The sequence below is a fragment of the Pseudomonas sp. 300 genome, assembly GCF_055803035.1.
This window is the reverse complement of sequence record NZ_JAVLRV010000002.1, coordinates 3,679,911-3,692,615: the sequence shown is the minus strand read 5'-3', so window position 1 is coordinate 3,692,615 and position 12,705 is coordinate 3,679,911. Positions and strand designations below refer to the sequence as shown.

16 protein-coding genes are annotated in these 12,705 nt (G+C 60.1%); 9 read left to right on the top strand and 7 right to left on the bottom strand.

The window, feature by feature from the left end; all coding sequences use genetic code 11:
• Nucleotides 1-29: 29 nt before the first annotated feature.
• Entirely contained in the window at nt 30-1,304 is a 1,275-nt protein-coding gene (locus tag Q7W83_RS23420) for a uracil-xanthine permease family protein (protein ID WP_150633092.1), read from the bottom strand.
• A 2-nt stretch (nt 1,305-1,306) separates the two neighbouring features.
• Nucleotides 1,307-1,945, bottom strand: a complete 639-nt coding sequence (upp, locus tag Q7W83_RS23415; protein ID WP_008025893.1) for a uracil phosphoribosyltransferase — start codon at nt 1,943-1,945, stop codon at nt 1,307-1,309.
• Nucleotides 1,946-2,121: 176 nt separating this feature from the next.
• On the opposite strand from upp, the gene Q7W83_RS23410 reads away from it, so the two are divergent.
• Entirely contained in the window at nt 2,122-2,679 is a 558-nt protein-coding gene (locus Q7W83_RS23410; protein ID WP_109634772.1) for a hypoxanthine-guanine phosphoribosyltransferase, read from the top strand.
• Nucleotides 2,680-2,683: 4 nt separating this feature from the next.
• The gene (locus Q7W83_RS23405; protein ID WP_150639816.1) at nt 2,684-3,157 is read left to right on the top strand and encodes a WbuC family cupin fold metalloprotein; all 474 of its coding nucleotides are present in this window, start codon (nt 2,684-2,686) and stop codon (nt 3,155-3,157) included.
• A gap of 7 nt (nt 3,158-3,164) precedes the next feature.
• Here the strand turns inward: Q7W83_RS23405 and dauA are convergent, their stop codons facing one another.
• Nucleotides 3,165-4,886, bottom strand: a complete 1,722-nt coding sequence (gene dauA, locus Q7W83_RS23400; protein ID WP_150639815.1) for a C4-dicarboxylic acid transporter DauA — start codon at nt 4,884-4,886, stop codon at nt 3,165-3,167.
• Between the two features lie 150 nt (nt 4,887-5,036).
• Between dauA and Q7W83_RS23395 the strand changes: the two genes are divergently transcribed.
• Together Q7W83_RS23395 and Q7W83_RS23390 are read left to right on the top strand one after the other, a co-directional pair.
• Nucleotides 5,037-5,522, top strand: a complete 486-nt coding sequence (locus Q7W83_RS23395; RefSeq protein ID WP_150633095.1) for a hypothetical protein — start codon at nt 5,037-5,039, stop codon at nt 5,520-5,522.
• Between the two features lie 63 nt (nt 5,523-5,585).
• The gene (locus tag Q7W83_RS23390) at nt 5,586-5,873 is read left to right on the top strand and encodes a PA4642 family protein (protein WP_092278109.1); all 288 of its coding nucleotides are present in this window, start codon (nt 5,586-5,588) and stop codon (nt 5,871-5,873) included.
• Nucleotides 5,874-6,083: 210 nt separating this feature from the next.
• On the opposite strand, the gene mqo is transcribed toward Q7W83_RS23390, so the two are convergent.
• Both mqo and Q7W83_RS23380 read right to left on the bottom strand, forming a co-directional pair.
• On the bottom strand, nt 6,084-7,592 hold the full coding sequence (gene mqo / locus Q7W83_RS23385; RefSeq protein WP_150633096.1) for a malate dehydrogenase (quinone): 1,509 nt from the start codon (nt 7,590-7,592) through the stop codon (nt 6,084-6,086).
• Between the two features lie 736 nt (nt 7,593-8,328).
• Nucleotides 8,329-8,562, bottom strand: a complete 234-nt coding sequence (locus Q7W83_RS23380; protein WP_150633097.1) for a hypothetical protein — start codon at nt 8,560-8,562, stop codon at nt 8,329-8,331.
• Between the two features lie 205 nt (nt 8,563-8,767).
• Here Q7W83_RS23380 and Q7W83_RS23375 point away from each other — a divergent pair, with 205 nt between their 5' ends.
• Nucleotides 8,768-9,352 (top strand): YajG family lipoprotein, encoded by a 585-nt coding sequence (locus Q7W83_RS23375; protein ID WP_123410123.1) that lies wholly within the window; start codon nt 8,768-8,770, stop codon nt 9,350-9,352.
• Between the two features lie 191 nt (nt 9,353-9,543).
• On the opposite strand, the gene Q7W83_RS23370 is transcribed toward Q7W83_RS23375, so the two are convergent.
• Nucleotides 9,544-9,750, bottom strand: a complete 207-nt coding sequence (locus Q7W83_RS23370) for a hypothetical protein (protein ID WP_473657693.1) — start codon at nt 9,748-9,750, stop codon at nt 9,544-9,546.
• A 195-nt stretch (nt 9,751-9,945) separates the two neighbouring features.
• Between Q7W83_RS23370 and Q7W83_RS23365 the strand changes: the two genes are divergently transcribed.
• Nucleotides 9,946-10,230, top strand: coding sequence for a hypothetical protein (locus Q7W83_RS23365; RefSeq protein ID WP_150633099.1), 285 nt, complete (start codon nt 9,946-9,948; stop codon nt 10,228-10,230).
• Nucleotides 10,231-10,293: 63 nt separating this feature from the next.
• On the opposite strand, the gene Q7W83_RS23360 is transcribed toward Q7W83_RS23365, so the two are convergent.
• Nucleotides 10,294-11,457 (bottom strand): 1-acyl-sn-glycerol-3-phosphate acyltransferase, encoded by a 1,164-nt coding sequence (locus Q7W83_RS23360; protein WP_191623728.1) that lies wholly within the window; start codon nt 11,455-11,457, stop codon nt 10,294-10,296.
• Nucleotides 11,458-11,599: 142 nt separating this feature from the next.
• Between Q7W83_RS23360 and Q7W83_RS23355 the strand changes: the two genes are divergently transcribed.
• The 3 genes from Q7W83_RS23355 to Q7W83_RS23345 form a co-directional block, all read left to right on the top strand.
• The gene (locus tag Q7W83_RS23355; RefSeq protein WP_150633101.1) at nt 11,600-11,782 is read left to right on the top strand and encodes a CPXCG motif-containing cysteine-rich protein; all 183 of its coding nucleotides are present in this window, start codon (nt 11,600-11,602) and stop codon (nt 11,780-11,782) included.
• Between the two features lie 11 nt (nt 11,783-11,793).
• Nucleotides 11,794-12,054 (top strand): putative signal transducing protein, encoded by a 261-nt coding sequence (locus Q7W83_RS23350; RefSeq protein ID WP_123435102.1) that lies wholly within the window; start codon nt 11,794-11,796, stop codon nt 12,052-12,054.
• 35 nt (nt 12,055-12,089) lie between these two features.
• A partial coding sequence (locus tag Q7W83_RS23345; RefSeq protein WP_473657212.1) for an SOS response-associated peptidase occupies nt 12,090-12,705 on the top strand: 616 nt, incomplete at its 3' end.

The window sequence follows — 12,705 nt, the reverse complement described above, 5'->3', positions numbered from 1 at the left end:
TTGCCCGCGATGGCGTACTTGAGAACAGCCTAGATCAGCGGCTCATCCGCCTTCTTGTGCTTCCAGCTGTCATTGCCCGGCAGCAACAGGTTCAGCGCAATCGCCACCACCGCGCACAGCGCGATGCCTTTGAGGCCGAAGTCGTCCGGACCGGTGCCGGTGCCGACCAGCACGCCGCCAATCCCGAACACCAGCGTCACCGAAACGATCACCAGGTTGCGCGCTTCGCCCAGGTCGATCTTGTGGCGAATCAGCGTGTTCATCCCCACCGCCGCAATCGAACCGAACAACAGGCACAGAATCCCGCCCATCACCGGCACCGGAATGCTTTGCAGCAGCGCGCCGAACTTGCCGACGAACGCCAGGCTGATGGCAAAGATCGCCGCCCACGTCATGATTTTCGGGTTGTAGTTCTTGGTCAGCATCACCGCGCCCGTCACTTCGGCGTACGTGGTGTTGGGCGGGCCGCCGAACAGGCCGGCGGCGGTGGTGGCAATGCCGTCGCCGAGCAGCGTGCGGTGCAGGCCAGGCTTCTTCAGGTAGTCGCGACCGGTCACGCTGCCCACGGCGATCACGCCGCCGATGTGCTCGATGGCCGGGGCCAATGCCACCGGAACGATGAACAGAATCGCCTGCCAGTTGAATTCCGGCGCGGTGAAGTTCGGGATCGCGAACCACGGTGCCGCGGCAATTTTCGCGGTATCCACCACGCCGAAATAGAACGCCATCGCAAAACCGACCAGCACGCCGGAGATGATCGGTACCAGGCGGAAAATGCCTTTGCCGAACACCGCGACGATCAGGGTGGTCAGCAGGGCTGGCATCGAGATCAGCATGGCCGTCTGGTAGTGAATCAGCTCGCTACCGTCGCCAGCCTTGCCCATCGCCATGTTGGCGGCGATCGGCGCCATGGCCAGGCCGATGGAGATGATCACCGGGCCAATCACCACCGGTGGCAGCAAACGGTCGATGAAACCGGTGCCTTTGATCTTCACGGCGAGGCCGAGGAAGGTGTAGACGAAGCCCGCCGCCATCACGCCGCCCATGGTCGCCGCAAGACCGAACTGGCCCTTGGCGAGAATGATCGGGGTGATAAAGGCGAAGCTCGACGCCAGGAACACCGGCACCTGACGCCCGGTGACGATCTGAAACAGAATCGTCCCCAGGCCCGCCGTGAACAGCGCCACGTTCGGGTCGAGGCCGGTAATCAGTGGCATCAACACCAGCGCGCCGAACGCCACGAACAGCATCTGCGCACCCGACAGCACCGTGCGCCAGAGCGGATCGTTGAACTCTTGCTGCATGCTCAAGCGTCCTTCTGCTTGGTGCCGAAGATCTTGTCACCGGCATCGCCCAGGCCTGGGATGATGTAACCGTGTTCGTTGAGTTTCTCGTCAATGGACGCGGTGTAGATGGTCACGTCCGGGTGAGCCTTCTCCACAGCGGCGATGCCTTCCGGCGCGGCGACCAGCACCATCGCGCGGATGTCGCGGCAACCGGCCTTTTTCAGCAGGTCGATGGTGGCGACCATGGAGCTGCCGGTGGCGAGCATCGGGTCGATGATCATTGCCAGGCGTTCGTTGATTTCCGGAACCAGTTTTTCCAGATAAGTGTGGGCTTGCAGCGTCTGTTCGTTGCGGGCCACGCCCACGGCGCTGACTTTGGCGCCCGGGATCAGGCTCAGCACGCCTTCGAGCATGCCGATACCGGCGCGCAGGATCGGCACCACGGTAATCTTCTTGCCGGCGATTTTCTCGACCGACACGGTGCCGCACCAGCCTTCAATGTCGTAAGACTCCAGCGGCAGGTCTTTGGTGGCTTCATAGGTCAAAAGGGCGCCGACTTCCTGAGCGAGCTCACGGAAATTCTTGGTGCTGATGTCTGCGCGGCGCATCAGGCCGAGTTTGTGGCGGATCAGCGGATGGCGGATCTCGAGGATGGGCATGGGAAAGGCTCCGGCGGCGGGCAAAAAAACCGGCCTAGATTAATCTATCCGAGGGTGTTGTCCTATAGACATAGAGTACGTTAGTCCACAAACGCTTGATCTGGCCGTGCGGGATGCGTACCTTTGCCCGCTTTTCCTGAACCGTCCCTCCCCCTCAAACCCCCTTGGAGAGCGCCATGTCCGCTGATCTCGAGCATATCCGTCAAATCATGCGAGAGGCTGACTGCCTGTACACCGAAGCTGAAGTCGAGGCGGCCATCGCCCGCGTCGGTGCACACATCAACGAACAGCTGGCTGACACTAACCCGGTGGTGTTCTGTGTGATGAACGGCGGCCTGATTTTCGCCGGCAAGCTGCTCACCCATCTGCAATTCCCGCTGGAAGCGTCCTACCTGCATGCCACCCGTTATCGCAACGAAACCAGCGGCGGCGACCTGTTCTGGAAAGCCAAGCCGGAAGTATCGTTCATCGACCGTGACGTGCTGATCATCGACGACATCCTCGACGAAGGTCACACCCTGGGCGCGATCATCGACTTCTGCAAACACGCCGGCGCGCGCAAAGTGCACACCGCAGTGCTGATCGACAAGGACCACGACCGCAAGGCTCGCCCGGACCTGAAAGCCGATTTCGTCGGCCTGCCTTGCATCGACCGTTACATCTTCGGTTACGGCATGGACTACAAAGGCTACTGGCGTAACGCCAACGGGATTTTTGCCGTTAAAGGAATGTAAGCACATGGCCGCGCCGAGCTTTCTTGATCAAGCCCTGTTCGCTGAGTTGGCCGAGAAGTCTGCGGCCAACCCGCGTGGACGCCAGCACCACAACTTCCATCAGATGGAAGACGCTTGCCATCGCATGGCGGTGGGGTTGCAGCCGTCCACGTATATCCCGCCTCATCGGCATCTGGGGGACAACAAGGCTGAAACCTTGCTGGTCCTCAAAGGGCGGCTTGGTGTGTTGATCTTCGACGAGTCCGGCGTGGTGGTGAGCAAGCACGTCCTGCAGGCCGGTGGCGACTGTGTGGGCGTGGACCTGCCAGCCGGTGTGTTTCATGGTTTGGTGGTGCTGGAAGCCGACAGCCTGATGTTCGAGTGCAAGGCCGGCCCTTATCGCCCCGTCGGTGAAGGAGAGCTTGCTCACTGGGCGCCGCGCGAAGGCGAGCCTGGTGTGGCTGAATATCAGACGTGGATGCGCGCGCAGTTCGCCTGAAGCGCGCTCAATTTCCCCCGGCCAGCCAGCGTTCGCTTTTGCGACGAGCCTGTTCCAGGTTGTTCACGTAGGCCAACTTACGCTGCTCCCGATGGATACCCGCGCGTCTGAGCTTCAGGCGCACCCGTGGGGTGGTCGCCACCAGAATCAGGCCAATGCCGTCCGTGCGGTAATCCCTGAGGATATTGTCGAAGGCGGCCAGCGCCGTCATGTCCAGCATGGGCACGGCGCTCATCTCGACGATCACCACTTTGACCTCCGGACTGAATTTGCGCAGCACCCCCAGGGCTTTTTCGGCCGCGCCGAAGAACAGCGGCCCGCGTATCGCATAGCAACGAACATGCGCCGGCATGTCCTGCAAGGCTTGATGGTAGGCGCGTGGCAGTTCGGCGGTGTCCGTCAGATCGCTCATGCGCTTGATAAATAACCCGGCGGCCAGCAACAGGCCGACGCCGACGGCCATCACCATGTCGAACAACACCGTCAGGCTCAGGCAGGTCAGCAAGACCAGCACATCGCTGCGGGGCGCGATGCGCAAGGTATGCAGCACGTGCCGGGCTTCGCTCATGTTCCACGCCACCATGACCAGCAATGCGGCCAGCGCAGCCATCGGCAGGTAGCTGAAAAGCGGCGCGAGAACGAGTATTGCCATCAGCACCACCGCGCTGTGAATGATGGCGGCCAATGGCGAAAAGGCTCCGCTGCGCACATTGGTGGCACTACGGGCAATGGCCGCCGTGGCGGTAATGCCGCCAAACAACGGTGCGATCAGGTTGCCCAGGCCTTGGCCCAGCAGTTCTGCGTTGGGGTCGTGTTTGCTGCCGGTCATGCCATCCGCCACCACGGCACACAACAAGGATTCGATGGCGCCGAGCATGGCAATGGCGAACGCCGGCGCCATTAATTGACGGATCAAGTCGTAGGACAGGTGCAGCGGCTGGCCGTCGGGACCGGGTAGATTCCACGGCCAATCGAAGCTTGGCAGGAACGGCGGAATGCCGGGATGGCTGACGCCCTCGACCATGTAGCTGAAACGCTCACCCAAGGTCGCCACCTCCAACCCGCCGTGTTCCAGCACCAACCCCAGGAGCGCGCCGATGGTCAGCGCCACCAAATGCCCCGGAATCCTCGGCACCCACCGTGGCCAGACAATCAGCACGGCCAGGCAGGCGATGCCGATGATCCCGTCCCCCAGCCGAGCGCTGGGCAACGCGAGAATCAGTACGCCCAGCTGCTCGATGTAGTGTTGTGCCTGACCGGCGGTGTCCAGGCCCAGCAAATCCTTCAATTGCAGGGTGGCAATGACAATGCCGATCCCGGCAGTAAAGCCCAGGGTGACCGGATACGGAATGTACTGAATCAGCCGCCCGGCCCGAATCAGCCCCAGGGCAATGAGGATGACCCCGGCAAGCATGGTGCAGAGCAGCAGGCCGCCCAGGCCATATTGTTGGGTGATGGGCAGCAGGATGACCACGAACGCGGCAGTCGGCCCACTGACATTGAAACGCGAACCGCCAGTCAGGGCGATCAGGGGGGCGGCGATCAGTACCGTATACAACCCTTGCTGGGGCGGTACACCTACGGCAATCGCCAGGGCCATGGCCAATGGGATGGCGATGATCCCTACCGTCACCCCGGCACTGATGTCACCGCGCAAGCGTCTGAGGGTGTAGCCGGCGTGCCAGGTCTGACGCCAGGCAGCGAACAACGGGGGAACGGAGAACGACATGAGCACTCCACGGTAGACGGTGCGCCGTTTTAGACGGCTGAAAGCTCTTCCAGTATGGCCAGCTGGGTACTGCGAAGTATTGACCCATATCGCGAATTCGCGCGGTTGATCCTCGTGCTAGAGTGCTCGGCTTCACCCTGGGAGCCCGTCATGAGCCTTTTGATCCGCAGCTGCGCCGCCCTGTTGCTGACGCTCAGCCTGCCGCTGGCCGCCGCACCGGCGCCGATGCATGCGCAGTTCCTGCCACCGGACGACCTGACCCTGCGTGATGCCGTACCTGAGCAGCAACAACTGCTGCAGGTCACCGAATATTCGGTGGTGGTCGGCAGTCAGCGCCAGTCCACCCAACAACCGATCCCGGTGACGTCTCCATTGCTGATCCGCCTCAAGGGCAAATCCTTGAACAAGGGCGCGACCATCAATCAGGTGCTGGTCAACTTCGATGGCGAAAGCAAAAGCCTGAAAAAGCCGATCTACGACGAAAAAAGCAAAACCCTGACGCTGTTTTATCCGATGGCGCAGTACCGCGTAGTGATCGATTTGCTGCGCAACGACACGGTGTATTGCCAGTTCCTCAGCTACGCCAACGGTCATGTTTGGGCCGATCTGCACACCGGGGCGGTTCGTCCGCGTTGAGCCCGGCGGCCAGTGAGGGGTAAACTGCCCGCCCCGTGAAATGTCTGCGAGCTGGAGTCGGCAATGCGTAAAGATAAGAAACAAGTGATTGGTGACGAGATCGGCGACGAGCAGATCAAGTTGTTTCTCGATTTCGAACCGGTCGACGCCACTTCGCCGTCCCTGCACAAACTGATCAAGGCTTACCGCGGCCTGCGCATTGACGACTTCGAGCGTTTTCTGACGTTCTTTGTTGAAGCCGGTTTTGATCTGGACGGCAAGGACGAGCACGGTAATGACTTTGTCGCGGTGATCAAGGATCAGCGCAACGCAGCCGAGTACATCGAGCTGATTGCCAAGGCCCGCGGTTAAACTGCTGTCCTGAATCGGTGGTGTTTGTGCTGGCCCTATCGCGAGCAAGCTCGCTCCCACAGTGGAGCGGTGTACACCCATCAAATGTTGGCGCGAGCTTGCTCGCGATGAGGCCGGTACTAGCCCTCAATATCCCGGATCATCCGTTTCAACGCCCATAAAAAAACGCCCCGCTCTCAGAGAGAACGGGGCGTTTTTTATGCGCGACGATCAAGCGAAGCTTGGGGTCTCGCTGCTTTCTTCAACCAGTTCCAGCGCGATGTTGTTCTGCGTGTTGATCTTGCGATACAGCGCAGCATCGGTTTCCAGGACCTTTTCACGGGCCGGGAAGATTTCCGCCAGTTTGGCCGCCCACTCGCCGGACGCTTTGGCCGGGAAGCATTTTTCGATCAGCTCCAGCATGATCGAAACGGTCACCGAAGCGCCTGGCGAAGCACCGAGCAGGGCAGCAAGGGAACCGTCCTTGGCCGCGACCAGTTCGGTGCCGAACTGCAGAACGCCGCCTTTTTTCGGGTCTTTCTTGATGATCTGCACCCGTTGGCCGGCCACTTCCAGGCGCCAGTCTTCGGCTTTCGCTTCAGGGTAGAAGCGGCGCAGGGAATCCAGACGTTGCTCCATCGACTGCATCACTTCGCTGACCAGGTACTTGGTCAGGTCCATGTTGTTTTTTGCCACGGCCAGCATCGGGCCGATGTTGCCGGCGCGAACCGACATCGGCAGGTCCATGAAGGAGCCGTGCTTGAGGAACTTGGTGGTGAAACCGGCGTAAGGTCCGAACAGCAGGGACTTCTTGCCATCGACCACGCGGGTGTCCAGGTGCGGCACCGACATCGGGGGCGAACCCACCGCAGCCTGGCTATACACCTTGGCCTGGTGGTGTTTGACCACCTCCGGGTTGTCGCAACGCAGCCACTGGCCGCTGATCGGGAAGCCGCCGAAGCCTTTGCTTTCTTCGATGCCCGAGGCCTGCAGCAACGGCAATGCCGCGCCGCCCGCGCCGAGGAACACGAACTTGGCGTCGACTTCACGGGAGTTGCCGCTGTTGACGTCCTTGATGCTGACGGTCCAGCCGCTGCCGTTACGCTTCAGGCCGGTGACGCGCTTGCAGTATTTGACCTGGGCATCGGGTGCGCTGGTCAGGTGCTTGAGCAATTGGTTGGTCAGCGCGCCGAAATTGACGTCGGTGCCGTTCATCACACGGGTCGCGGCAACGACTTCGTCAGCCGGACGACCAGGCATCATCAATGGCATCCAGTCGGCCATTTTCGCCTTGTCTTCGGTGTATTCCATGTCGGAGAAGGCGTGGTGCCTGCTCAGCACGTTGAAGCGTTCCTTGAGGAAGGACACGCCACCATCGCCCTGTACGAAGCTCAGGTGTGGCACCGGGCTGATGAAGGTCTTGCACGAGCCGAAGGTGCCTTTTTTGGTCAGGTAGGACCAGAACTGCTTCGACACTTCAAACTGAGTGTTGATGTGCACGGCTTTCTTGATGTCGACGGTGCCGTCGGCGGCCTGCGGCGTGTAATTGAGCTCACACAGCCCGGCGTGACCGGTACCGGCGTTGTTCCACGGGTTCGAACTCTCCGCGGCACCGGAATCCATCAGCTCGACGACTTCCAGCTTGATCGCGGGGTCGAGCTCTTTGAGCAGTACAGCGAGGGTGGCACTCATGATGCCGGCCCCAACCAGTACTACGTCGACTGCTTCGTTATGCGCCATTTAACGCGTCTCCAAAATCTGCAGCACCAAATTGTCGGCATGGCTGCCAGGCGTTCGGGGCGTGTCAGTGATGCCCCAGGTACCCATGGCAGTGTCGCCATGTCCGAATCTTCGCAATTTATCGCAACTTCGACGGACGCTACCGGCCGGGTCAATGAGGTCCATGAACTCATTTCAACGCGCGACTGGCAATTCGACTTATGGTCGAGACATCCGTTTGTGCAACCAAATCCGTAGCGGACAGGCTTCAGGCTCCGGTGTTCGAGGAATACTCGGTCCTGTGTCGTTGGGCTGTTCCAGACGCTAATGGTGCATATTCAGACGCAAAACTATTCATTTGCTCGCCACACTCTTGTGAAGTTGTGAAAACCCGTTTTTTTCACGCTCTTTTGAAGACGTGAACCTCAAAAAAGGGCTGCCCCAGCCTGGCACCGTGCCCGGATGGATTGCCGTCATGGGATGCATGACAGGCAAAACGGGCAAACAGCTCAGTGACCGAGCGTAATGACAGCTCTGCAGATTCGCGAAAAGTGGGGGTTTTGCTCAAGGAACAGCAAGCGCGCCAGCTTCACTCGATCTGTGTGGGCGGCTCTCTGTGGGCGGTGCGGGGTGCCAATACCGAAGCATTGACGATGCTGCGAGGCCCGATCAGGAGACGTCCTTATAATCGGGGGGAGATTGTATCTAAGAAACGCAGGGAAATGGACGTGTTTAATGACTTTTATTAGGCGTCTGGTCAGGTCGCCAGCAGTTGTTGAGTGCGAGCACGGGGTTGGCGCTGGTTGACACGGGCACTGGCGGGCAGGGGATGGTGTAGCCAGTTGAGGCGGATTTCTTCGATTTCGACCCAGCCATCGCCCATCGGCTGGAGGCTGCACTGCTTGAACGCCTGGCAATGGCCGTTGCGGTCGAGCAGGGCGAAGCTGCGGTGCAGCGGGCGTGGCGCAAACAGCGAAATGAGATAACGCATGGCGAAGTACCTTGTGGGGTGGCTTCGGTGAAGTGTCCCGCAGTGCCGTGACGCGAAAGTGTATGGGGGATGACAGATGCGTGACAGGAACCGGCTTACCAGGGGGGTGTCAGACATTTCAGTATTCATTGCGAGGTGCTAGTTAGCGACGATGGCGCACCGCTATACTGCCGGCCTGTTTGTGCCTGATTCTGGAGAGAAGAGCATGTTGCAACGCCTGTTGTTCGGTTTGATCACTGTGACCAGTTTGACGCTGGTTGGCTGCGCCCACAGCCCGCAACAACTGAACCCGGAACCGAAGCTGACGACTCAGCTGGCCCCGGTCGGCCATGGCCAACAAGTCGTGGTTCGAGTGGTCGACGGTCGTCCGTCGCCAACCCTGGGCACCCGTGGTGGCTTGTACCCTGAGACGAGCGCAATCACCGTGCAGGGCGCGCAGATTCTGCCGAAGCTGCAGGCCCAGGCCGAAGCCGCCGTGCGTTTGCTGGGCTTCACCCCGGTGTCCAATGGCATGAATGCACCGCAACTGACCGTGACCCTGGCCGAGTTGAAGTATCAGTCGCCCAAAGAAGGCATGTACGTGACTGAAGCGACCATTGGCGCGACCTTCCGCTCTGATGTGCAGAACGCCAACCGTCGTTACAGCGGCCGTTATGGGGCCTCCCTGGATCAGCGTTTCGGCATGGCACCGAATCAGGAAACCAACACCAAGCTGGTCAGTGATGTGTTGAGCGATGCGTTGACGCGTCTGTTCAAGGACCCGACCGTGGGTCAGATTCTCGGCGAATAAATTTTCGCTGAAATCAAAAAGCCCGGCGCCAGTGATGGCCTCGGGCTTTTTTGTGCGTGCTGATTTATCAAATTCAACTCGCCCCCCTGTAGGAGCCAGCTTGCTCGCGATGACGTAATCACATTCAACACCTGTTTCGAATGACAATCCGCAATCGCGAGCAAGCTGGCTCCTACAAGGGGGCTGCGGTGTCAGGCAGCCTGCGAATAAAACTCCAGCACACTCACGCCCGTCAGCAGGTCCGTCTCCGGCAGATCCGCATGTTGATGCCCGCCGAGCGCGCAATACACCAGCCAGTGGCGATCCTGAACGTTGAAGGCAAGGCTGCCGACCAAGGCTTGTTGTTCGTCGCTTTGGGCAATGAGATAGAGGCGATCCTGGTTTTCAGCGTGCAGCATGACGGTTTCCATGTCGGTTTCGGTGGGGCGAGAGACTGGCGCATTCAGATGACGAAGCCGTGACGCAGGACAGGAATCTGCCAAATGGTTCGTTACTTGTCGTAAAGCCAAGCGTGGGGCAGAGTGCTTTCGGTAGAATCCGCGCCGCGGTCGTCGATCTGGCGTCCGCCACACCTGTTTTGTCCGAGGTTCGTGATGTCGCTGCATTTGATGACGCTGTTTACCGCCCATCCCGCCAAATTGATCAACCTGCTCGCCCTGCTGCTGGCCTTCCCGGGCAGTTGGCTGCTGCACGCGACGCGTCGTCGTGAACAGCGCGCGTTGGCCAACCTTGAAGCGCAGAGCCAGAGCCGTCGCATCGATGAGCCGATGATGCTGCTGGATGGGGCGACCTTGCGCATGAATCGGTTTTTCTATCGCTTCGGTTTTGCCTGCCTGGGGTTGGCGCTGCTGGTGTCGTGGATCAGTACGCGGGTCTGACACCTTCAGCGTGGAAACAAAAACGGCGCCCGAAGGCGCCGTTGTCGTAGCTGGCAAAAAATCCTACAGCGGCAATCCCGCTTTCACGCGGTACTGATTGCGTACCGGCGTGGCGTATTGCAGTACCAGAAACGGACGATGTTCTTCCGGGCAGGCATCAAGACGCTGCTGCCATTGTTCCTGAGCCTTCGCCAGTTCGTCGGCAGCAAACACTTCGGTGGCGCTTGGCACCTGCAACTGCGGGTCGGCGTCCTTCCACTGCGCATAAGCCAGGTAGTGCACCGGGAACAAGCGGTAGCCGCCGAGGATCTGCTTGTCCATTTCGATCGCCAGTTGCTTGGTGTCTTCGAACAGCTCGGTAATCGGCGCGGCGAAGTTCACATGGACGCGGCCCTTGTAGCCGGTAATGCCCTTGGCGATGCTGACGTCGTCCTCGCCCGGCACTTTGGTGTAGGTGCCGGTGGTGGCGCGGATATAAAGCTCGCGGGCCTTGGCCTGGTCGCACGGGTCGTACTCGTAGCTGATCGACACCGGGGTGACGTTCAGCGAGCGGATGACTTCGCCGAATGGCTCGTCCTTGCGGCTCATGTGGAACATCTTGAGGATCGCCGACTCGGTACGGTCGTCGCCGTCCTTGGCCCGGCCTTCGGCCTGAGCGATCCAGATCGAAGCGCAATCGTTGCGGATCGAGTGGTTGATGTACGCCGACAACAGCTGATAAGCCGCCATTTTTTCGCGGCGACCGGTGATCGAACGGTGCACGATGAAGCTCTTGTTCAGGCGCATCAGGTCGCTGACAAACGGCTTTTGCAGCAGGTTGTCGCCAATCGCGATGCGCGGCGTCGGCAGGCCAGCGTGGTACACGGCATAGTTGACGAAGGCCGGGTCCATCACGATGTCGCGGTGGTTGGCGATGAACAGGTAGGCGCTGCCGGACTTGAATTGCTCGACGCCGGTGTAAGTGACACCGTCCGTGGCACGCTCGATGGTGTGGTCGACGTAATACTCGACTTTGTCCTGCAGCGTGGCCACCGAATCGATGCCGGCGAACTCACGGCGCAGCCGATGAGCTATAAGAGGTTTGAGCATCCAGCCGAAGGCACCGGCAAAACGCGGGAAGCGGAAGTGGGTGAGGATATCTAGAAACGCCTTGTCGCCGAGCAAGCGTGCCAGCACCGCTGGGACTTCGCTGTCGTCGTAAGGTCGGATGGCATCGAATTCGCCCATCATGCTCTCTTGTTAGAAACGGCTAGGGTAAGTAAAGGTTTTGATCGAAAACCAACGGGGCACGGTCTGAAAAGTCAGCCAGACAAAAATAGCCCTGCAAATAGACCGGCGATTATACGCACAAGTCACCTGGGAGACCGCGATGCTGGAATCTGTAGAGTATGAATGCCCGTATTGCGGTGAAGAGGTCGAGACATCGGTGGATCTTTCTGGTGGAGATCAAACCTATATTGAAGATTGTCAGGTGTGTTGTCGGCCGATTAAGTTTGTGTTGCAGGTTCACGGTGAGGAATGGCATCTCGAAGTGTTCAGCGAGAACGAGTGAGGGGGGCATCCATGCAGCGAATCTACGAACCGGAAAACCTGATGGAAGGCGAGTTGCTGCAAAGCATGCTGGCCAGCGAGGGCGTCGAGGCGCATCTGGTCGGCCGCGATTTGCTCGGCGGCACCGGCGAATTGCCGATCTTCGGCCTGCTGGGCTTGTCGGTGGATAACGACCAGGCCGAATACGCCCGTGAACTGATCACTGCGTACAATGCCGCGCTGCCGCTACCTGGCGATGAACCGGAAAGCTTTCCCGGCACGCTGGTCTGTTAGGCTGACGTTCGTTTTATCAAGAGTCGTGTTGCCCCATGTGTGGACGTTATGCCCTGTTTCGCTGGAACCCCGCCTTCGCGGCCCTGCCCGGCTTCCCCGCCGATCAGCAGGCCCAGTGGAATATTTCTCCCAATGATTCGGTGTTGATGCAGCGTGCCGGCGCCGACGGCCAGCGCGAGTTGGCCCGCGCCCGTTGGGGTTTGACGCCGCCGTGGCTGACCGATCTGTCCCGTACGCCGGCCCATGCCCGGGCCGAAACCGTGGCCGAGCAACCGATGTTCCGTCAGGCCCTGCGCGAACGCCGCTGCCTGCTGCCGGCCAACGGTTTTTACGAATGGCGCGGCACGACGCGCAAGCGGCCTTACTGGCTGACGCCGGGTGAGGGCTCGACGCTGTTTTTCGCGGCGATCTGGGAGGCGTATCCGGTGCAGGAGCAGGTGTGGTTGAGCACGGCCGTGATTACGCAACCGGCGGCGAGTCAGCGGCGGCCGTTGATTCTGGATGCGGCGGGGCAGGAAGCGTGGCTCGATCCGGAGACGCCGTTGCATGTGTTGCAGGGGTTGTTGGCCAGTGAACCCGCAGCGTTGCGCGAGCGGGTGTTGGCGAATCTGGTGAATGATCCGAAGTTGAACGGGCCGGAGTGTCTTACAC

Excerpts from the sequence above, each read along its gene's own strand:
- Q7W83_RS23420 (WP_150633092.1), bottom strand. The coding sequence starts at position 1,304 with ATGCAGCAAGAGTTCAACGATCCGCTCTGGCGCACGGTGCTGTCGGGT.
- upp (WP_008025893.1), bottom strand. The coding sequence starts at position 1,945 with ATGCCCATCCTCGAGATCCGCCATCCGCTGATCCGCCACAAACTCGGC.
- Q7W83_RS23410 (WP_109634772.1), top strand. The coding sequence starts at position 2,122 with ATGTCCGCTGATCTCGAGCATATCCGTCAAATCATGCGAGAGGCTGAC.
- Q7W83_RS23405 (WP_150639816.1), top strand. The coding sequence starts at position 2,684 with ATGGCCGCGCCGAGCTTTCTTGATCAAGCCCTGTTCGCTGAGTTGGCC.
- dauA (WP_150639815.1), bottom strand. The coding sequence starts at position 4,886 with ATGTCGTTCTCCGTTCCCCCGTTGTTCGCTGCCTGGCGTCAGACCTGG.
- Q7W83_RS23395 (WP_150633095.1), top strand. The coding sequence starts at position 5,037 with ATGAGCCTTTTGATCCGCAGCTGCGCCGCCCTGTTGCTGACGCTCAGC.
- Q7W83_RS23390 (WP_092278109.1), top strand. The coding sequence starts at position 5,586 with ATGCGTAAAGATAAGAAACAAGTGATTGGTGACGAGATCGGCGACGAG.
- mqo (WP_150633096.1), bottom strand. The coding sequence starts at position 7,592 with ATGGCGCATAACGAAGCAGTCGACGTAGTACTGGTTGGGGCCGGCATC.
- Q7W83_RS23380 (WP_150633097.1), bottom strand. The coding sequence starts at position 8,562 with ATGCGTTATCTCATTTCGCTGTTTGCGCCACGCCCGCTGCACCGCAGC.
- Q7W83_RS23375 (WP_123410123.1), top strand. The coding sequence starts at position 8,768 with ATGTTGCAACGCCTGTTGTTCGGTTTGATCACTGTGACCAGTTTGACG.
- Q7W83_RS23370 (WP_473657693.1), bottom strand. The coding sequence starts at position 9,750 with ATGCTGCACGCTGAAAACCAGGATCGCCTCTATCTCATTGCCCAAAGC.
- Q7W83_RS23365 (WP_150633099.1), top strand. The coding sequence starts at position 9,946 with ATGTCGCTGCATTTGATGACGCTGTTTACCGCCCATCCCGCCAAATTG.
- Q7W83_RS23360 (WP_191623728.1), bottom strand. The coding sequence starts at position 11,457 with ATGGGCGAATTCGATGCCATCCGACCTTACGACGACAGCGAAGTCCCA.
- Q7W83_RS23355 (WP_150633101.1), top strand. The coding sequence starts at position 11,600 with ATGCTGGAATCTGTAGAGTATGAATGCCCGTATTGCGGTGAAGAGGTC.
- Q7W83_RS23350 (WP_123435102.1), top strand. The coding sequence starts at position 11,794 with ATGCAGCGAATCTACGAACCGGAAAACCTGATGGAAGGCGAGTTGCTG.